This is a genomic window from Rhodococcus maanshanensis NBRC 100610, from assembly GCF_001894865.1.
In the GTDB taxonomy this organism is placed as follows: Bacteria; Actinomycetota; Actinomycetes; order Mycobacteriales; family Mycobacteriaceae; genus Rhodococcus_G; species Rhodococcus_G maanshanensis.
The window spans coordinates 67,072-86,187 of sequence record NZ_BCXA01000020.1 but is presented as its reverse complement, the minus strand read 5'-3'; the positions used below and the strand labels follow the sequence as shown (position 1 = coordinate 86,187).

The 19,116-nt window shown below is 69.9% G+C and carries 19 protein-coding genes; 5 read left to right on the top strand and 14 right to left on the bottom strand.

Annotated features, from left to right (window positions below):
• Nucleotides 1–56 precede the first annotated feature (56 nt).
• From RM1_RS10930 to RM1_RS10920, 3 genes are read left to right on the top strand one after another with little or no spacing between them, the layout of a single operon-like run.
• Entirely contained in the window at nucleotides 57–1,517 is a 1,461-nt protein-coding gene (locus RM1_RS10930; RefSeq protein ID WP_245816217.1) for a putative nucleotidyltransferase substrate binding domain-containing protein, read from the top strand.
• On the top strand, nucleotides 1,514–2,368 hold the full coding sequence (locus RM1_RS10925) for a Fic/DOC family protein (RefSeq protein ID WP_072751314.1): 855 nt from the start codon (nucleotides 1,514–1,516) through the stop codon (nucleotides 2,366–2,368). The genes RM1_RS10930 and RM1_RS10925 overlap by 4 nt, the downstream gene beginning before the upstream one ends.
• Nucleotides 2,365–3,057 (top strand): TetR/AcrR family transcriptional regulator, encoded by a 693-nt coding sequence (locus RM1_RS10920; protein ID WP_072751313.1) that lies wholly within the window; start codon nucleotides 2,365–2,367, stop codon nucleotides 3,055–3,057. Before RM1_RS10925 ends, RM1_RS10920 begins: the two co-directional genes overlap by 4 nt.
• Nucleotides 3,058–3,203: 146 nt before the next feature.
• Here the strand turns inward: RM1_RS10920 and RM1_RS10915 are convergent, their stop codons facing one another.
• From RM1_RS10915 to RM1_RS10900, 4 genes are read right to left on the bottom strand one after another with little or no spacing between them, the layout of a single operon-like run.
• Entirely contained in the window at nucleotides 3,204–3,800 is a 597-nt protein-coding gene (locus RM1_RS10915) for a CHAP domain-containing protein (protein WP_072751312.1), read from the bottom strand.
• Between the two features lie 7 nt (nucleotides 3,801–3,807).
• A complete protein-coding gene (locus tag RM1_RS10910; protein ID WP_245816216.1) occupies nucleotides 3,808–4,416 on the bottom strand; it encodes a hypothetical protein in 609 nt (202 codons plus the stop codon).
• 13 nt (nucleotides 4,417–4,429) lie between these two features.
• Nucleotides 4,430–5,710, bottom strand: coding sequence for a histidine--tRNA ligase (hisS, locus tag RM1_RS10905; RefSeq protein ID WP_072751310.1), 1,281 nt, complete (start codon nucleotides 5,708–5,710; stop codon nucleotides 4,430–4,432).
• Nucleotides 5,711–5,725: 15 nt separating this feature from the next.
• A complete protein-coding gene (locus tag RM1_RS10900) occupies nucleotides 5,726–6,406 on the bottom strand; it encodes an MBL fold metallo-hydrolase (RefSeq protein WP_072751309.1) in 681 nt (226 codons plus the stop codon).
• Nucleotides 6,407–6,594: 188 nt separating this feature from the next.
• Between RM1_RS10900 and RM1_RS10895 the strand changes: the two genes are divergently transcribed.
• Both RM1_RS10895 and RM1_RS10890 read left to right on the top strand, forming a co-directional pair.
• Complete coding sequence (locus tag RM1_RS10895; RefSeq protein WP_072751308.1) at nucleotides 6,595–7,467, top strand: peptidylprolyl isomerase; 873 nt, start codon at nucleotides 6,595–6,597, stop codon at nucleotides 7,465–7,467.
• Nucleotides 7,464–8,264, top strand: coding sequence for a peptidylprolyl isomerase (locus RM1_RS10890; protein ID WP_072751307.1), 801 nt, complete (start codon nucleotides 7,464–7,466; stop codon nucleotides 8,262–8,264). The genes RM1_RS10895 and RM1_RS10890 overlap by 4 nt, the downstream gene beginning before the upstream one ends.
• A gap of 68 nt (nucleotides 8,265–8,332) precedes the next feature.
• On the opposite strand, the gene RM1_RS10885 is transcribed toward RM1_RS10890, so the two are convergent.
• The 10 genes from RM1_RS10885 to RM1_RS10840 form a co-directional block, all read right to left on the bottom strand.
• Nucleotides 8,333–10,663 (bottom strand): RelA/SpoT family protein, encoded by a 2,331-nt coding sequence (locus tag RM1_RS10885; RefSeq protein WP_072751306.1) that lies wholly within the window; start codon nucleotides 10,661–10,663, stop codon nucleotides 8,333–8,335.
• Between the two features lie 47 nt (nucleotides 10,664–10,710).
• Nucleotides 10,711–11,244 (bottom strand): adenine phosphoribosyltransferase, encoded by a 534-nt coding sequence (locus RM1_RS10880; protein ID WP_245816215.1) that lies wholly within the window; start codon nucleotides 11,242–11,244, stop codon nucleotides 10,711–10,713.
• Complete coding sequence (locus tag RM1_RS10875) at nucleotides 11,241–12,956, bottom strand: ABC transporter substrate-binding protein (protein ID WP_072751304.1); 1,716 nt, start codon at nucleotides 12,954–12,956, stop codon at nucleotides 11,241–11,243. The genes RM1_RS10880 and RM1_RS10875 overlap by 4 nt, the downstream gene beginning before the upstream one ends.
• A gap of 1 nt (nucleotide 12,957) precedes the next feature.
• Nucleotides 12,958–14,133, bottom strand: coding sequence for a protein translocase subunit SecF (gene secF, locus RM1_RS10870; RefSeq protein ID WP_245816214.1), 1,176 nt, complete (start codon nucleotides 14,131–14,133; stop codon nucleotides 12,958–12,960).
• A gap of 2 nt (nucleotides 14,134–14,135) precedes the next feature.
• Entirely contained in the window at nucleotides 14,136–15,800 is a 1,665-nt protein-coding gene (secD, locus tag RM1_RS10865) for a protein translocase subunit SecD (RefSeq protein WP_072751302.1), read from the bottom strand.
• Nucleotides 15,801–15,905: 105 nt separating this feature from the next.
• Nucleotides 15,906–16,274, bottom strand: coding sequence for a preprotein translocase subunit YajC (gene yajC / locus RM1_RS10860; protein ID WP_072751301.1), 369 nt, complete (start codon nucleotides 16,272–16,274; stop codon nucleotides 15,906–15,908).
• A gap of 73 nt (nucleotides 16,275–16,347) precedes the next feature.
• On the bottom strand, nucleotides 16,348–17,421 hold the full coding sequence (gene ruvB, locus RM1_RS10855; protein WP_072751420.1) for a Holliday junction branch migration DNA helicase RuvB: 1,074 nt from the start codon (nucleotides 17,419–17,421) through the stop codon (nucleotides 16,348–16,350).
• 8 nt (nucleotides 17,422–17,429) lie between these two features.
• Nucleotides 17,430–18,029: a Holliday junction branch migration protein RuvA gene (gene ruvA / locus RM1_RS10850; protein WP_072751300.1), complete on the bottom strand. Its 600-nt coding sequence runs from the start codon at nucleotides 18,027–18,029 to the stop codon at nucleotides 17,430–17,432.
• A complete protein-coding gene (ruvC, locus tag RM1_RS10845; protein WP_072751299.1) occupies nucleotides 18,026–18,610 on the bottom strand; it encodes a crossover junction endodeoxyribonuclease RuvC in 585 nt (194 codons plus the stop codon). The genes ruvA and ruvC overlap by 4 nt, the downstream gene beginning before the upstream one ends.
• A gap of 93 nt (nucleotides 18,611–18,703) precedes the next feature.
• The gene (locus tag RM1_RS10840) at nucleotides 18,704–19,114 is read right to left on the bottom strand and encodes a hypothetical protein (RefSeq protein WP_072751298.1); all 411 of its coding nucleotides are present in this window, start codon (nucleotides 19,112–19,114) and stop codon (nucleotides 18,704–18,706) included.
• Nucleotides 19,115–19,116: the final 2 nt, after the last annotated feature.

Genomic DNA, 19,116 nt, shown 5'->3' with positions numbered 1-19,116 from the left:
CTGCTCACCGTCGCCGCCTGCGGCACCGGAGGATCGAGTCCTGAGAGGATGTGCCCATGAGAGCCGTGCAGGGGAAGGACGGTGGCGGGGCATCCGTCGCCCCGCTGGTCGTCCGCGACCCGGCGATGCGCCGGGCAGGCGAGCTGCTGCGCGGACCAGCGCTGACCTGTGCCCCCGACAGCACCGCGCGCGAGGCGGCCGAGCTGATGACCCGCGAGGGTCGCCGCTACGTCCTCGTCCCGCTCGGCGGCGGCTCGCACGGGATCTTCACCGATGGCGACCTGCGCAGGCGGGTGGTGGCCGCCGGGCTCGGCACCCACACGCCGGTGTCGGCCGTGATGACGGCGCCCGCCCGCACCGTGTCCGCGGACCGGCTCGGCGCGGACGTCCTGATGGACATGCTCGAGCGGGGGGTGCGGCACATGCCGGTGCTGTCCGAGACGGGTGCGCTGCTCGGCGTCCTCGAGGACGGCGACCTGCTGGCCACCGCGACCCGCAGCGGGTTCTTGCTCCGCGCCGCCGTGTCCAGGTCCGACACCCCGGACGCGCTGGTCTCGGCGACCGCCCAGGTGCCCGAGCTGGTGCTCGGTCTCTGGCGGGCCAGGGTCGCACCGCTCGACGTCTCCGCGATCCTCTCGGTGATCGTCGACGCCGCAGCCGCGCAGGCCCTGCACCTCGAGACCGGGTCCGCCCGGTCCGGCCGCACACCGTTCACGTGGCTCTCGCTCGGCAGCGTCGCCCGCCGCGAGGCGATGCCCGGCTCCGACGTCGACAGCGCCCTGGTGTGGGCGGACGAGGACGAGCGGCCGGACACCGACACGGAACTGATGGCCGCGGCCGCACGGGTGCACCGCCTCCTCGACCGGTGCGGCTTCCCGTCCGACGAGAAGGGTGCCACCGCCGCGCGACCGCGTTTCGCGCGGTCCGCAGGGGCATGGTCGCAGGCCGCGGAGCGGTGGATCGCGGATCCGTACGAGGACAAGGGGGTCCTGATGATCTCCCTGCTCACCGACAGCCGGGTCACCTGGGGAGACGACGACCTCGACCTGTCCGCTCCGGTCTCCGCGCGAACCCGCGCCACCCCCGCGGCGATGAAGCTCCTGCTCCGCGAGGCGGTCGAGGACAAGGTCCGCATCCACTCGCTGCGCCAGATCCTCACCCGGCGGACCGATTCGGTGAACCTGAAATCGCAGGGTGTGATGCCGATCGTCAACATCGCACGCTGGGCGGGCCTGGCCGCCGGGCTCGGCGGCGGTTCGACCCCCGCGCGCCTGCAGGCCGCGGCCGGCACCGGATTCCTACCGGACGACGACGCCCGGATCCTGGCGGAATCCTTCGACGTCCTGCAACAGATCCGGCTGCGCCACCAGTGCGAGCAACTCGAACAGGGGTTACCGATCACCGACGAGCTCACCATCGCCTCGCTCACCCCGCTCTACCGCAGCCTGCTCGCGAACGCCGTCCGCGAGATAGCGGGAGTGCAGCGCAAGCTCGCCTACGCAGGCCCCGGCGCATGAACACCTCGGAGCGCTGGCCTGCCCTGTTCACCCGGCTCGACGAACGACAGACGCGCGCGGTGGACCAGACCGTCGCGGCCGAGTGCCTCGAGGGCTGGGAACCGCGCCCGGACCAGATCGCTGATCTCGTCGCCGTGTTGCTCAGCGAGCTCACCGTCGGCAGCTACCTGATGAACTGCCGCGCCGAGGCCGACACCTTCCGCGTCGCCGTGCCGCCACGTCGGCGCCTGATCCTGCGGCGTCACCCGTACCTGGTCCCGGGAACCCGGGTGCTGCGGAACAACTTCGACTACCGAGACGGCGCCGCACTGCGTTCGATCGAGTTCACCGCGACCGCCGTTCGCATCCTCCAGGTGCACGACGGCCGGCCGGAGGTCGGTTCCGGCTTCGACGGTACCCACCTGCGCGAACTGCACCAGCACGTGTTCGGCGACGTGTTCGCGTGGGCCGGGCAGACGCGGTTCGTCGACATCACCAAGCGCGGCAACGAGTTCGCCCCGGTCCCCGCGATCGACGACTACCTCGGCCTCGTCGCCGGGTACATCGCCGACGCCGACTGGACGACACCCGACCGGGGCGCGCTCGCCTTCACGCTCGCGCGGATCTACGCCACCCTCAACCACGCCCACCCGTTCCGCGAGGGCAACGGCCGGACCGCGACGCTGTTCCTGCACCAGTTGGCGGCGCTGACCCCGTTCCGGCTCGATCTGTCCGCGGTGAGCGCCCGCGACTGGACTGATGCCTCGAGGGACTCGGCGCCGTTCCGTCGCTCCGGTGAACCCTCACCCCGACCGCTGATCCCGATCTTCAGCCGCGCACTCGCCCCACGTACTGACAGGATGGAAGCGTGACCAACGCCGGCCCGGGACGACCCCGCCTGACGAAACAGCGCAGGCCCGGCCCCACCGCACAGGCCGAGATCCTCGACGCCGCCGCGGAATTGTTCACCACCAAGGGATTCTCGTCGACCTCGACCCGGCAGATCGCCGAGACGGTCGGGATGCGGCAGGCGTCGCTGTACCACCACTTCGCCACCAAGGACGACATCCTGGCGGCCCTGCTCGAGCAGACCGTGACCGCCCCGCTTGAGCTGGCCAACCGACTCGCGGCGACAACGGAGCCCGCGGCGGTGCGGTTGTACGCGTTGCTCCTTTTCGACAGCGGCCAGCTGATGGCGGGGCGGTGGAACCTCGGCGCCCTATACCTGCTGCCCGAGCTGCGCACCGAGCGCTTCTCCCGGTTCCGGGCGGAACGCCAGCAGCTGCGCCGCCGGTACCGTGAGCTCGCGGCCGGGGTGCTCACGGAACTCGGTTCCGACGACGAGTCCCGTGCGGGCCTGCCGTTCCGGATCGTGGAAACGGTGATCAACGAGCGCAGCGACGCCGAGGGCGGCGGCACCGGCACCGTCGAGCAGTCCCCTGTTCAGCTTGCCGAGGCCGGTCTCCGGGTGCTGGGCCGGCACGACGCCGAATCCCTTCGGGCCCAAGCGCAGCGGTTGCTGGACACTGTCCGGTCGACTGCGCCGGGGCAAATCCCCTAATCGCGGCGTTCCCCTAGTCGTTCCCCCATTTCGAAGGGAAACGCTTTCGATCGGCGCGGCGCTGCAGTACCAATGACGTGTGGCGCCGCCCCGACCCCCGACCGTGGCGGCTCCACACCCAAGACATGCGTGGCGACGGGAGCCGGTCAGGAAGCGAGCCGGCCGAACCCGACCACTGCGGAGTCGCTCGACCAGTCGAGCGTGTGCACCCGGATCCGGCCGAACTCGTTGCCTCCGACCGTCGTTGCGGTGTCGCCGTCGACCGCCACGATGATGTTGGTGTGCTGGCCGACCCAGCTGCGGTTGTTGTAGAGCACGACGTCGCCGACCGTCGGGCGGTAGCCGCCGTCGACCGGCTCGAACCGGCCCTGCGATTCGTAGTACGCCTGCAGCGTGTACACCCCTGGAATCCGCCAGTGACCGGAGTTCGGATTCGACAGCGGCTGCTGCGCCTCCCGCATGATCCAGCTCACGAAGTCCGCGCACCAGGGTTCCTCGACCCCTTCGGCGTAGAACGTGCCCGGGCGTTGGCTCCGGTGCTCGTCCTCGAGGAGGGTGACGACCCGCGCCTGGGCCGGCGTCAACGCCGCCAGGTCGACCGCCGGGAAATCGGTGGTGTCCCAGGGCAGATAGCGGGTCGGTGCCGCCCACAGCACCCCGACCACGACGACGGCGAGCGCGGCGAGGCCGGCCACGATCCAGACGGTGAGACGACGGCGGCGGGAGGACTCTGGCACGGTCATGGCCGGATCAGTCCGCCAACCCGGCGACCTCGTGGTCGCTGAGAACGGTCTGCGGCACCCGGCCCGCCTCGCGCGCGGTCAGCACCGCCCGGTAGAGCGGCCGCTCCTCCAGCCCGGCCCCGCGAGCCTCGGCGCGCAGCTGCCCGATCAGGACCGAGGCGATGGCCACCGCCGGGGCCAGTTCGCCCGCGTTCAGCGCATCGGCCAGCGCCCGCAGCCCGAGCAGGTCGAGTTCGCGCCCACCGTCGTCGGTGTACAGGGCCAACGGGATCGAGACGAGAGCGTTGCCGTCGCCGATCCGGACACCGACCTGGCTGACCCGTGCGGCACGCACCACAACCTCGGCACTCACCGTCCGGCTCGCATCCACCGACCTGGTGCGCAGTCCGTGCCGGGCATGGATCGTGGTGCCCGTCAGCCAGATTCGCCGACGCATGGTCAGCAGCGCCGACAACGCCGTCGGCACCGCGATGATCGCACCGACCAGCACGGCCACTCCGGCCGAGGCGAAGAAGCCGACGACCACCGCGACCACGACGCCGAGCAGGACGGCGAACAGCGCGAGCTTGCGCAGCCGGGGCGCGATCAGCGACGACGGGATGAGATCGAGGGGCACCGCCCCGGCGGGGTCACCCGTCGGCAAGGATCGCCCCGACCTCGGTGACCACCTCGCCGAGCTGGACCTGCCGCTGGTCACCCGTCGCGAGGTCCTTGACGCCGATCACGCCGTCCACGATGTCCCGCTCGCCGAGCACGAGGGCGATCTTCGCCCCCGAGCGATCGGCTGCCTTCATCGCACCCTTGACGCCGCGGCCGCCGTAGGCCATGTCGACCCGGATCCCGGCCGCGCGCAGTTGCGCCGCGATCACGACCATCTGTGCCTTCGCCTCGTCGCCGAGGGGAACCCCGAACACCTCGCAGCGCGCCGGGCTACCGGCGGTCTTGCCCTCGGCCGCCAGCGCCAGCACGGTGCGGTCGACGCCGAGCCCGAAACCGATGCCCGACAACGGCTGCCCACCGAGCTGCTCCATCAGGCCGTCGTAGCGACCACCACCGCCGATGCCCGACTGGGCGCCGAGGCCGTCGTGCACGAACTCGAAGGTGGTCTTCGTGTAGTAGTCCAGGCCACGCACCATCCGCGGGTTCACGACGTACGGGACACCGAGCGCGTCCAGGTGTGCGAGCACCTCCTCGAAGTGCGCCTTGGCCTCCTGCGAGAGGTGGTCGAGCATCAGCGGCGCGTCCGCGGTCATCTCCTTGATGTGCGGCCGCTTGTCGTCGAGCACCCGCAGCGGGTTGATCTCTGCACGCCTGCGGGTGTCCTCGTCGAGGTCGAGGCCGAACAGGAACTCCTGCAACAGCTCCCGGTATTGGGGGCGGCAGGTGTCGTCGCCGAGCGAGGTGATCTCCAACCGGAAGCCCTCGAGGCCGAGGCTGCGGAAGCCTGCGTCCGCGATGGCGATCACCTCGGCGTCCAGCGCCGGGTCGTCGACACCGATCGCTTCGACGCCCACCTGCTGCAGCTGTCGGTAGCGGCCCGCCTGCGGTCGCTCGTACCGGAAGAACGGTCCCGAGTAGCTGAGCTTGACCGGGAGCTGTCCGCGGTCGAGAGCGTGCTCGATCACCGCGCGCATCACGCCCGCGGTGCCCTCCGGCCGCAGCGTCACCGAGCGGTCGCCACGATCGGCGAAGGTGTACATCTCCTTGCTGACCACATCGGTCGACTCACCGACGCCGCGAGCGAACAGCCCGGTGTCCTCGAAGATGGGCAGCTCGATGTGGCCGTAGCCCGCGAGACGCGCGGCGCGGGTCAGACCGTCGCGGACAGCGACGAACTCCGCGGACGCAGGCGGCACGTAGTCGGGAACGCCCTTGGGGGCGGAGAATGCGCTGTTGCTGGGCTTGCTCACGGTTTCTACTTTCCCCTACTTCGATCCGGCCAGTCCAACCAGGAACGGGTTGGACGCCCGTTCCTGTCCGATCGAGGTCGACCCGCCGTGACCCGGCAGCACCGCGGTGTCGTCGGCGAGGACCAGCAGCTTCGCCGCGATCGACCGGAGCAGCTGCTCGTGATCGCCACCCGGCAGGTCACTGCGGCCGATGGACCCGCTGAACAGGGTGTCGCCGGTCAGCGCGATCTGCACCGGCCCGTCATCGGTCTCGGCCACCGTCCGGAGCACCACCGACCCCTGGGTGTGGCCAGGGGTGTGATCGACGGTGATCGACATCCCTGCCAGCTCGAGGACGTCGCCGTCGGCCAGCTCGATCACCTCCCGCGGCTCGTGGAACTCCGCGTCGCCCAGCATCGCGGCCAGCGCGGGCCCGGTCCCCCGCAGCGGGTCGCTGAGCATGTAGCGGTCCTCCGGGTGGATGTAGGCGGGAATGCCGAACTTCTCGCAGACCGGTTCCACCGACCAGGTGTGGTCGAGGTGGCCGTGGGTGAGCAGGACGGCCGTCGGCGTCAGCGACGACTGCGCGAGGAACTCGAAGAGCGGCTCGGCCGCGTTCTGACCGGGGTCGACGACGATGCACTCGCTCGCGCCGTCCTTGGCGAGGATGTAGCAGTTCGTCTGAAAGGCTCCGGCCGGGAATCCGGTGACGAGCACGGCGATCGCTCCTAATGACGTGGGTGTCGGTCCGGGCTGTAGGACCGGATACAGCCTATGCGGCTTCTTCTCAGGATCAGATGGCAGACTCACTCAGCGACCAGACGCAGCCATACTGCGAGCCCGAGGCTTCGCCCGAGACCGCGACAATGCCCGAGGCTTCGCCCGAGGAGAAGAGGTATGCAGCAGTGCCGACCAATGAGCAGCGCCGCCAGGCCGCCAAGCGGAAGCTGGAGCGGCAACTCGAGCACCGAGCCGAGCGGGCCCGCAAGCGCAAGCAGATGACCATCGGGGCATCCGCCCTCGGGGTCGTACTCGTGGTCGCCGCAGGCGCCTTCATCTACTCCCTGACCAATGGCGACGATGCATCCGAGGGCTCGGACACCTCGACCGCCGCCGCGGAGACGCAGACTCCGGGCGTCATGCCTGCCGGCCGGTCCCAGGCACTGCCCGCGACGGTCGACTGCGCCTACACGCCGGACGGCACACCGCCCGCCAAGCCCGCGAACCTCCCCGCAGGAACCGGCGTGTCCGCCGAGGGCACCGTCACGGTGAACCTCGAGAGCGACCAGGGCCCGATCGGGCTCACACTCGACCGCGCGAAGTCGCCCTGCACCGTCAACAGCATGGTCAGCCTCGTGCAGCAGGGCTACCTCAACGACACCCCGTGCCACCGCCTGAGCACCTCCGGGCTGAAGATCCTGCAGTGCGGCGACCCCACCGGAATGGGTACCGGCGGCCCGGGCTACGGCTACGAGAACGAGTTCCCGACCGATCAGTACAACCCCGACGACCCGAACCTCGGGGAGCCCGTCACCTACCCGCGCGGCACCATCGCGATGGCGAACACCGGCCAGCCCGGCAGCAACGGCAGCCAGTTCTTCCTGGTCTACGACGACTCGCCGCTGCCCCCGATGTACACGGTGTTCGGCACCATCTCCGACGAGGGCCTGGCGACGATCGAGAAGGTCGCGGCGGCAGGCGACGACGGTTCGATGTCCGCCGGCGGCGGCAAGCCGAACCTCCCGATCAAGATCACGACCGCGAGCGTGGCGGCATGAGGGCCCCGGTGAGCGTCCGAAGGGGCGTGCTTGCCGCGGCGGGCATCTGCCTGCTGCTGGCGTCGAGCGCCTGCTCGAGCGACGACAGCTCCTCCACCCCGCCGACGACGCGGACGCTGGCAAGCCAGCCGAGCCAGGCGCCGGACCTGTCCGCGTACCCGCCGCTGCCTGCCCCCGCCGCGCCTGCCTCGGCGACCGTGTCCTGCGCGTACCCGCCGTCGAGCAAGTCGTCCAAGCCGGTCGAGGCGCCGAGCACGGACGGCGTCTCCACCGCAGGCACCGTCGGCGTCGCGATGGCGACCTCGCAGGGCCCGATCGGGCTCACCCTCGACCGCACCGAGGCGCCGTGCACGGTCAACAGCTTCGTCAGCCTGGCCCAGCAGGGCTACTTCGACGACACCCCGTGCCACCGGCTGGTGACCAGCCCGGGGCTGCAGGTGCTGCAGTGCGGCGATCCCTCGGGCGCCGGAAACGGCGGCCCCGGCTACCGCTTCGCGAACGAGTACCCGACCACAGCCTTCGCCGAGGGCGACCCGGCCGCCCAGCAGGGCATGCTGTACCCGCGCGGGACGATCGCGATGGCCAACTCGGGCCCCGGCGGCACCAACGGGAGCCAGTTCTTCCTCGTGTACGAGGACTCGGTGCTGCCCCCGCAGTACACTCTGTTCGGCACCATCTCCGACGAGGGCCTGGCCACCATCGAGAAGATTGCCGCCGAGGGCGACGACGGCTCCATGTCCGCGGGCGGCGGCAAGCCGAACACCCCGGTGCAGATCGAGACCGTCAAGGTCAGCTAGGCGCTCCGCGCCCGTGCGCGGTTGACGAGTCTCAGGACTCGTCAACCGCGCACGGGCGGCGCAGCCGCCTAGGCCGCACTCGTCACCCGGTAGACGTCGTAGACGCCCTCGACGTTGCGCACCACGTTGAGCACGTGCCCGAGGTGCTTGGGGTCGCCCATCTCGAAGGTGAAACGGCTGATCGCGACGCGGTCGCCCGAGGTCGTCACCGATGCCGAGAGGATGTTCACCTTCTCGTCCGCCAGCGCCTTGGTCACATCGGAGAGCAGCCGGTGCCGGTCGAGGGCCTCGATCTGGATCGCGACCAGGAACACCGAGGACGGCGACGGCGCCCACTGCACCTCGATGATCCGCTCGGACTGCTCGCGCAGCGAGCCGGCGTTGGTGCAATCGGTACGGTGCACGCTCACCGCGCCGCCGCGGGTCACGAAGCCCATGATCTCGTCGCCCGGCACCGGGGTGCAGCACTTCGCGAGCTTGGCCACCGTGCCTTCAGCACCGGGCACCAGCACACCGGCGTCGGTCGTGCGGCGCTGCCGCATCGGGATGGTCGACGGCGTCGACCGCTCGGCCAGCTCCTCCTCGGCGGACTCGACGCCGCCGAGATTCGCGACCAACCGCTGCACCACGTGCTGCGCCGACACGTTGTGCTCGCCGACCGCCGTGTACAGCGCGGACACGTCGACATAGCGCAGTTCGTGCGCGATGGCCGACATCGACTCGGCGCTGAGCAGGCGCTGCAACGGCAGCCCGCCGCGGCGGACCTCCTTGGCGATCGCGTCCTTGCCCGCCTCGAGGGCCTCCTCGCGGCGCTCCTTGGCGAACCACTGGCGGATCTTGGTCTTCGCCCGGGGCGAGACGACGAAGCCCTGCCAGTCGCGGCTCGGGCCGGCGTTGGCGGCCTTGGAGGTGAACACCTCCACCACCTCACCGTTCTCGAGCGTGCGCTCGAGCGCGACGAGCCGACCGTTCACCCTGGCACCGATGCACCGGTGCCCGACCTCGGTGTGCACCGCGTACGCGAAGTCCACCGGCGTCGAACCTGCGGGCAGCGTCACGACGTCGCCCTTCGGCGTGAAGACGAAGATCTCCTTGACCGCAAGGTCGTAGCGCAGCGATTCGAGGAACTCCCCCGGATCGGCCGCCTCACGCTGCCAGTCGAGCAGCTGCCGCATCCACGCCATGTCGTCGACCTCGGCGGCGTCACCGGAGTGCCTGCCCTTGGTCTCCTTGTAGCGCCAGTGCGCGGCGATGCCGAACTCCGCGGTGCGGTGCATGTCCCTGGTGCGGATCTGCACCTCCAGCGGCTTGCCCTCCGGGCCGACCACGGTCGTGTGCAGCGACTGGTACACCCCGTACCGGGGTTGCGCGATGTAGTCCTTGAACCGGCCCGCCATCGGCTGCCAGAGCGAGTGCACGACGCCGACCGCGGCATAACAGTCCCGGATCTCGTCGCACAGGATCCGCACCCCGACCAGATCGTGGATGTCGTCGAAGTCGCGGCCCTTGACGATCATCTTCTGATAGATCGACCAGTAGTGCTTGGGCCTGCCCTCGACGACGGCGTTGATCCGTGACGCGGCGAGGGTGGCGTTGATCTCCGCCCGTACCTTCGCCAGGTAGGTGTCGCGAGACGGCGCCCGGTCCGCGACGAGGCGCACGATCTCCTCATACTTCTTCGGGTGCAGGATCGCGAACGAGAGGTCCTCGAGTTCCCACTTGACCGTGGCCATGCCGAGCCGATGCGCAAGCGGCGCAATGACTTCCAGGGTCTCCTTGGCCTTGCGCGCCTGCTTCTCGGGAGGCAGGAAGCGCATGGTGCGCATGTTGTGCAGCCGGTCGGCGACCTTGATCACCAGCACCCGCGGGTCGCGGGCCATCGCGATGATCATCTTGCGGATGGTCTCGCCCTCCGCGGCGCTGCCGAGCACCACCTTGTCGAGCTTGGTGACGCCGTCGACCAGGTGCGCTACCTCTTCACCGAACTCCTCGGTGAGCTGATCGAGCGAGTACCCGGTGTCCTCCACCGTGTCGTGCAGCAACGCCGCGACGAGCGTCGTGGTGTCCATGCCGAGCTCGGCGAGGATGTTCGCCACCGCCAGCGGGTGCGTGATGTAGGGATCGCCGGACTTGCGCTTCTGACTGGAGTGGCGCTCCTCCGCGACGTCATAGGCGCGCTGCAGCGGCGCCAGGTTCGCCTTCGGGTACAGCTCCTTGTGCACGCCGACCAGCGGCTCGAGCACCGGTTTGATGGTGGCGTTGCGCTGCCCGGTCATGCGGCGCGCCAGCCGGGCCCGCACCCGCCTGGAAGCCGAGGTGGGCACCGCGGGCGCGGCACCCTCCTGCGGGGCCGCAGGGGCCCCGGTCCCGGACTGCGACCGGTCGAGGTTCTGGGTCATTGCGTCACCTCCCGCGCTGTCGGTCGCCTCACCGGAAACTTTAGTCCTCAGACCCGCAGCAGCGACGTGACCGGGTGGCCCGCGAGCCGCGACCGACCGCCGAGCGACTCGATCTCGAGCACCACCGCGATCCCGACCACCTCGGCGCCCGCGGTGGTGAGCAGGTCCGCCGCCGCGGCCAGGGTGCCGCCGGTGGCCAGGACGTCGTCGATCACCAGCACCCGGCGACCGGCGAGCTCGATCCCGTCGGCCGGGATCTCCAGGGACGCTGTGCCGTACTCGAGCTGGTACTCCCGGGTGAGCACCGGCGGCGGCAGCTTCCCCGCCTTGCGGACCGCGAGCACGCCCGCGTCCAGCGCGAGGGCCGCACCGGCACCGAGGAGGAATCCCCTTGCATCGATGCCTGCGACCAGGTCGGCGCCGTCACCGACCTCGACAAGCGCATCGATGACATCACGAAAGGCCTTGGCGTCGGCGAACACCGGGGTCAGATCGGCGAACCTCACGCCCGGCTCCGGGAAGTCGTCGGCCCAACGGGTCAGTCGTGCGACATCCTCGGACGCCGTCGTCAATGCGGTCACCGGAGAAGTATCCACCTGTCCATGTTCCAACCCACACCGGACACCGTCGGGTTCGGCACCGCGGCGTGCAGGCCGTCCGCGAAGACCGTGGTCCTCGGCTCGTTGAACAACGGGATCGACGGCAGGTCGTTCCACAGGATGCCCTCGGCCTCCGTCGACAGGTTCAGCCTGCTGCCCTCCGCCGTGTCAACGGCCAATTGCTCCGCGATCGCGGTGATGCGGCCGTTGCGGTAGCCACCGAAGTTCGTGCCGTTGCCCCCGACCAGCGAGTACACCGGCGGCACCTCCGAGTCCGTTCCCGCGGCGCCCTGCGCGGACGCGGTTCCGCCGAGGATGGCGTCGAGGCCGCCCGCACCGAGCGCCGTCGGGGTGAACTCGGGCGAACCGGCGTCCACGACGGTGATGTCGGCGGGTGCGCACGCCTCGGCGATCGCCTTGACGGTGTCGGCACGGCGGGTGTCCGGGCCCAGATAGCCGATCCTGACCGTGATCGGGCCCTGGCCAGACGCATTTCGCGCGGCGACGGCGGCAGGCACGTCGGGGTGCAGATAGCGACCGCCCTCCGTCGCTGCGACCGAGGGGTAGATCAGCATGTCCGGCTGCACGATCCGCGAACTCAGCACGCCCGATCCGAGGCCCGACTGCTTGTCGAAGTCCGGATGCCCGAGCCGATCGAAGAGCTGCTGACGGGGCACGCACAGGGCGAGCGCCCGGCGCGCATCGGCGGATTCGAAGACCCCGGACGTCGCGAGCACCAGCTGCTCACTGCTCCTGGACGGCGCCGTCACCGAGGAGAAGCCGTCGCCAGGGGACAGCCCCGGCATCGACCCCGCGCCCGCGTCGATCACGTCGATCTCACCGGAGGCGGTCTTGGACTCGAGGTCGGTTCCCTTCGGCCACACCACGATCTGCGGGGTTGCCGGCTTGTTGCCCCACCACCGATCGTTCGCGACCAGCACGAGTCCGCCGTCCGTCGTGAAGGACTCGACCCGATACGGCCCCGAGGAGGGAAAGAGCGTGAGATCGAGCTGGTCCGGGACCAGCTTCCAGCCGTTGTTCCAGAACTCGGCGACCCGCTCGAGCGCGGGCACGTCGTTCGAGTGGACAGCACCCACCAGGTCCGGCACCCCCGCGGCCCTTGCCGCCACGTGCGCAGGCATCAACGCGGTGGCCCCGAACAGCGCCCGCCAATCGGCGAACGCCCGGCCGGGCCGGAACACGACGGTCGCATCCTTGGACCCGGACTGGCAGTCGACCCGGTCGATGTCCGCGTAGCCGGCGTTGTTCGCCGCCCGGAACATCGGGAAGCGACCGCTGCCCGCCGCCCAGGCCAGCACCAGATCGTCGCAGGACGTCGGCACGCCGTCCGAGTACACGGCCTGCGGGTTCAGCTTGACCGCGATGGTGAGTGCGTCGCCGGGCGCCGGGGCCGCGGTGCCGACGTCGCCGTCGGACAGGGCGCTGCCCTCCGGCCCGATGTAGCTCAGGCCGGTGAGTACCCGCGAGAACGCTTGCCGCGCACCCGATGCCGCACCGTCGACCGTGTTCGCGTTGTAGGTGGTCAACACGTTGTCGACGGCGTACCCGATGGACTGGACCTGATCCTCGGCGCTCCCGCAGCCGACGGCCGCCGCCGCGATCATCGCGATCACGCCTGCGGCGCCGACCCTCACACCGCGGGCCTTGCCTGCCCGTCGTACGCCGGTACCCATGTCAGCGCCTCTTCTTGTCGCGCTTCCCCGTCGGTCGGGCACCGGGCTGCGGGCCCGACGCGGTGACACGGGACGCGACGGCGGAGGCCTCCGCGGCCGGGGCGGGTGCGGATGCGCCCTCGGTCCGGGCCTCCCGACGGGCGAGCACCTTCTTGGTGTGCGCTGCCACGGGTCCCCAACGCTCCTTGATCGAGACCAACAACGGCGTCGCGAAGAAGATCGAGGAGAAGGCGCCGACGATGATGCCGACCAGCTGGACGACGGCGAGGTCCTTGAGCGTGCCGACGCCGAGCAGCCCGACCGCAACGACGAGCAGTCCGATCACCGGCAACACGCTGATCACGGTGGTGTTGATCGAGCGCATCAGCGTCTGGTTGACGGCCAGGTTGGCCTGCTCGGCATAGGTCCGCCTGGTCAGGTGCAGCACCCCGCGGGTGTTCTCCTCCACCTTGTCGAACACCACAACGGTGTCGTACAGCGAGAAGCCGAGAATCGTGAGCAAGCCGATGACCGTGGCAGGCGTGACCTCGAGGCCGACCAGCGCGTAGACGCCCGCCGTCACGATCATGTCGAAGAAGAGCGCCACGATGGCGGCGATCGCCATGTCGCGTTCGAACCGGATGCCGATGTAGATGCTGACGATGACCAGGAACACCACAAGCGCGATGAGCGCCTTCTGGGTGATCTGGCTGCCCCAGGTCTCGCTCACGTCGGCGACGCTGATCGCGTTCTTGCTGGGAGTGCCGTTCTTGTCCTCCGGCTGGAAGGCGTCGTACAGCGCGTCCTGCACGACCACGACCTCGCGTGCGTCGAGCGCTTCCGAGCGGATCTGGATGGTGGCGCTGGAGCCGGATCCGACGGTTTGCACGGAGACCGGCGGCTCGCCCATGCTCTCCGTGTAGACCTGCTCGACCTGCTCGGTCGTGACGTTGTCGGCGGCCGGGAACTGGATCCGGGTGCCGCCCTCGAAGTCGATGCCGAGGGTGAACCCGCGAATCAGGATGCTGGCGATCGAGATCAGCAGGATGACGCCGACCAGTCCGTAGTAGAACTTGCGCCTGCCGACGACCTCGAAGGCACCGGTGCCCGTGTAGAGCCGCGAGAGCAGGCTGTGCCTGGGCAGCTTCGCCTGGTCGGCCGAGGAATCGGACAACGACAGATCTTCAGATGTGGTCACAGTCAGGCCTCCTTCGCCTGCGCGCCGACGCTGGTGCGCGCGGACGCGGCGGTCTTGCGTTCACGGGCAACCTGCTGCACCGCTCCGAGACCGTTGATGCTCGGCTTCGACCAGAAGTCGGACTTCGATGCCAGGTGGACCAGCGGATGCGTCACCAGGAACACGACGATGACGTCGAGGATGGTCGTCAGGCCGAGGGTGAACGCGAAGCCACGCACCTGGCCGACCGCGAGGACGTACAGCACGGCGGCCGCAATGAAGCTCACCGCGTTGCCGGACAGGATGGTCCGCTTGGCGCGGGCCCAACCGCGCGGCACCGCCGAGCGGAAGCTGCGGCCCTCCCTGATCTCGTCCTTGATGCGTTCGAAGTACACGACGAACGAGTCGGCTGTCATGCCGATACCGATGATCAGACCCGCGATGCCGGCGAGATCGAGGGTGAAGCCGATGTACCGCCCGAGCAGCACCATGATCGCGTACACCATCACGCCGGACAGCACCAGCGAGAGCGCGGTGAGCACGCCGAGCATCCGGTAGTAGATGAGGCAGTAGAGCAGCACCAGCACGAGGCCGATCGCGCCCGCGATCAGGCCCGCCTCGAGGGAGGCGAGACCAAGCGTCGCGGAGACGGTCTCGGCCTCGGAAGCCTGGAAGGAGAGCGGCAGCGAGCCGTACTTCAGGGTGTTCGCGAGTTCCTTCGCCGACGCCGACGTGAAGTCACCGGTGATCGAGGTAGCGCTGCCCGCAGGGGTGGCGCCCTGGACGACCGGCGCGCTGACGACCTTGGAGTCGAGCGTGAACGCGGCCTGCTTGCCGATGTTGGCGGCGGTGAACTGCGCCCAGGTGGTGCTGCCGCTCGACTTGAAGGTCAGCGACACCTCGTTACGGGACTGCTGCGAGTTGAAGGCAGAGGTCGCGTCCGCTATCTCCTGGCCGTCGATGATGCTCGGTCCGAGGAGATAGACCGTGGTGCCGTCCGTCGAGCAGGCCACCAGCGGCAGCGCCGGATCGTCGTTGCCCTGCAGCGGGTCGCTGGCATTGCAGTCGAGCGTCGCCATCGCCTGCTGCTGCACCGCCGGGTCCGTGCTCTGCCGGGTCTTCTTCGCCTCGGCGATCTCGGCGGCCGCCTGATCCTCGGTCGACGCCGCGCCCTGGTCCGCGGGGGGCGCGGGGGTCTCGCTCGGCGGAGCCGGGGTTCCCGGTTCCTGGGCCGGGAAGGGCCGGTTCTGCGGCGCGGGCGCCGGGGCCGGCGTCTCGGCCTGCGGGGCCTGTGCCTTCGCGTTCGAGGACACGGCGGAGCTCTGCACGGGGCGGATGTACAGCCGAGCCGTCTGGCCGAGCGTGCGGGCCTGCGAGCTGTCGTCGCCGGGGACCGTGATCACCAGGTTGTCGCCGTCGATGACGACCTCGGAGCCGGAGACACCGAGTCCGTTCACTCGGGTCTCGATGATCTCCTGCGCGCGACGCAGACTGTCCTGGCTGGGCTTGCTGCCGTCGGGGGTGCGCGCGGTCAGGGTGACACGGGTGCCACCCTGCAGGTCGATGCCGAGCTTCGGCGTCGGGGACTTGTCCCCGGTGAAGAAGACGAGCGCGTACAGCGCAGCGACGATCAGCCCGAAGATCACGAGCGAGCGTGCTGGTCGTACGGCTCCAGTCGAAGGTGCCACGATCCGTAGTTCTCCTAGTACGTGTGTCGTGCGATGGTCGGGTTCGAGGCCCTGCACGCGAACGCTGCCGAGCGGGGATCACTCGGCAGCGGTCCGGAAGTCAACTCATTCGTTGTCCAAGCGACGCTTGGTCTCCTCGGGAGTCTCCTCGACGGGGGCCTCGGTGTCAGGAATTTCGTCGACGATCTCGTCGACATCGTCCTCCTCGAACTCCTCGTCGTCCTCGACGAGGAGTTCACGGATCACCATCCGCGACCAGGTGGTGGTGATTCCGGGCGCGACCTCGAGGTCGACGGTGCCGTCACCGAGGGCGACCACGGTCGCATGCAACCCGGAGGTGGTGAGCACGCGGTCACCGACGGTGAGCGAGTCCTGCAGCTCGGCAGTCTTCGCCATCTCCTTCTTCTGGCGGCGGATGCCCAGGAACATGGGCACGAGCAGGGCGAGAATCAGGAGCGGAAAGAGCAGTTCCATCGTTGAGTTCAGTCCTCAAGGGTCGTCGACGCGCGCGATCCGGAACAGACCGGCGCAGTACTCCAGTGTGCCACTAGTCAAACAGACCTTGCGGCGGTTCGTTGACACGCACGTCGATGCCGCCCGCCGCGGCCTCCGGCGGCGGCGTCAGGCCTAGCTGTTCCCACGCCGCCGCGGTCGCCACCCGGCCCCGCGGTGTCCTGGCGATCATCCCCGCACGCACGAGAAACGGCTCGCAGACCTCCTCCACGGTGCCCGGCTCCTCGCCGACCGCGACGGCGAGGGTCGACACGCCGACGGGTCCACCGCCGAAGCTTCGGACCAGCGCGCTGAGCACCGACCGGTCGAGGCGGTCGAGGCCGAGTTGGTCGACGTCGTACACCGCCAGCGCCGCCCTGGCGACATCGCGGGTGATCACGCCGTCGGCCCGCACGTCCGCGTAGTCCCGAACCCGGCGCAGCAGCCGGTTCGCGATTCGGGGCGTGCCACGGGATCGGCCTGCGATCTCGGCGCTGGCCTCCTCCCCCAGGTCGACGCCGAGGATCCCCGCCGACCGCAGCAGGATCCGCTGCAACTCCGGCGGATCGTAGAAATCCATGTGGGCGGTGAATCCGAACCGGTCCCGCAGCGGCCCGGTCAGCGCTCCTGACCGCGTGGTCGCGCCGACCAGGGTGAACGGTGCGACCTCCAGCGGGATCGAGGTCGCGCCCGGCCCCTTGCCCACGACGACGTCCACCCGGAAGTCCTCCATGGCCAGGTAGAGCATCTCCTCGGCAGGCCGCGCGATCCGGTGGATCTCGTCGATGAACAGTACGTCGCCCTCGACGAGGTTGCTCAGCATGGCGGCGAGGTCGCCCGCTCGCTCGAGCGCAGGACCTGAGGTGAGCCGAAGCGAGGTACCCAGCTCCGAGGCGATGATCATCGCCATGCTGGTCTTGCCGAGACCGGGAGGCCCGGACATCAGGATGTGGTCGGGCGTCCCGCCGCGCAGCTTGGCGCCCGTGAGCACGAGCTGGAGCTGCTCACGCACCCGCGGCTGGCCGATGAAATCGGTCAGGCTGGTGGGCCGGAGACTGGCCTCGATGTCGCTGTCGGCCGCGACGAAGTTCGCGGTGACGGACGATTCCAGCCCGGCCGAGTCCCCCATCTCCTCGGTCACCGGGTCTTACCCAGCAGGGACAACGCCGAGCGCAGCGCCGCCGAGGTGCCGGCCTCCGGATCCGCGGCCAACACGGTGTCAGTCGCCTGTTCGGCGGACTTCGCCGGGAAGCCGAGGCCGACCAGGGCCTCGACGATCTGCTCGCGGACGAGGCCCGGCACCACCGCGGGCGCGCCGGGGTCGGACGAGACGGCGACGGCCTCCACCTTGTCCCGGAGCTCCACGACCATCCGCTCGGCACCACGCTTGCCGATGCCCGGCACCCGGGTCAGGGCGGTGACGTTGCCCTCGGCGAGCGCCTTGCGCAGCGCCTCCGGCTCGAGGACGGCCAGCGTCGCCATCGCCAGCCGCGGCCCGACCCCGGACACCGTCTGCAGCAGGCCGAACAGATCCCGCGATTCGACGTCGTGGAACCCGTACAGGGTCATCGAGTCCTCGCGGACGATCATCGCGGTGACGAGCCGGACCTCGGTTCCGCGCTGGAGGGTGCCGATCGTGGCCGGGGTGGCGTTGAGCCGGTAGCCGACCCCCGCCGCCTCGAGCACCACGTGATCGAGCGCGATCTCGAGCACCTCGCCGCGAATGGAGGCGATCATGGGGTACCTGCCTTCTTGAGCCGGGTCTTGTTCAGTTCCGCGAGTCTGGCCTCGTAGCGCCGCTTCTGCTCGGCGGCGGCCTGCTCCGCCTGTGCCATCCGCGACAGCATCGGGGCACGCCAGCAATGACAGATCGCGATCGCGAGCGCGTCGGCGGCGTCGGCGGGCTTCGGCGCGACGGCCAGCCCGAGGATCTTCGTCACCATCGCGGTGACCTGCTTCTTGTCCGCGGCGCCGTTGCCCGCGACCGCCGATTTCACCTGGCTGGGCGTGTGGAAGCAGACGTCGATCCCGCGACGCGCCGCGGCGAGCGCGACGACGCCGCCCGCCTGGGCCGTGCCCATCGCGGTGCGGACGTTGTGCTGCGAGAAGACCCGCTCGACGGCGAGGACCGTCGGCTTGTACAGGTCCAGCCATTCCTCGGCCGCGTTCGAGATCCGCAGCAGCCGCTGCGACAGTTCCATCTCCGGCGGCGTACGGATGACATCGACGGCCACCGGGGCAACCGTCCGGCCGCGACCGGAGTCGACCACCCCGAACCCGCATCGGGTCAGGCCTGGATCCACCCCGAACACGCGCACGCGATCACCTCTCGTCCCAGCACTACGAACAGCTGTTCGAGAGTCTAGCCGCTGTGGGCCGGCCGGTCGGGTGGCGACACGGCCGGCCGGCGATCACCTGTTCGCGCGGATCGCGGCGATGCCGCGACCTTCCCGCAGTTGGGCGCCGATGGCATCGATTCGGGCCTCCGACGCCCGCCACCCGCGGATCTGCTCCTCGTGCACGACCTTGCCGTCGCGACGGACCACGACGGTCCACGGCAGGCCGAACAGCACCCGGACCCCCACCCACACCGGCACCAGCAGGAGCAGCAGCAGGAACTCGAGGCCGACGAGCAACGCCAGCAGCAGGACCGGCAGCATCAGCACCGCGAGGACGATGGCGATGATCGCGCTGATCAGGTCGTCACCCAGCCCGTTGCTGTCGAGGCTGCTTCCCCATTCGGGGACCTTCGTCCGCCGTCGCCACGGCAGCCAACGCCTGCCGACCCGCCACTTCACGTCGCGGTCGTCGCGAAACCGCACGA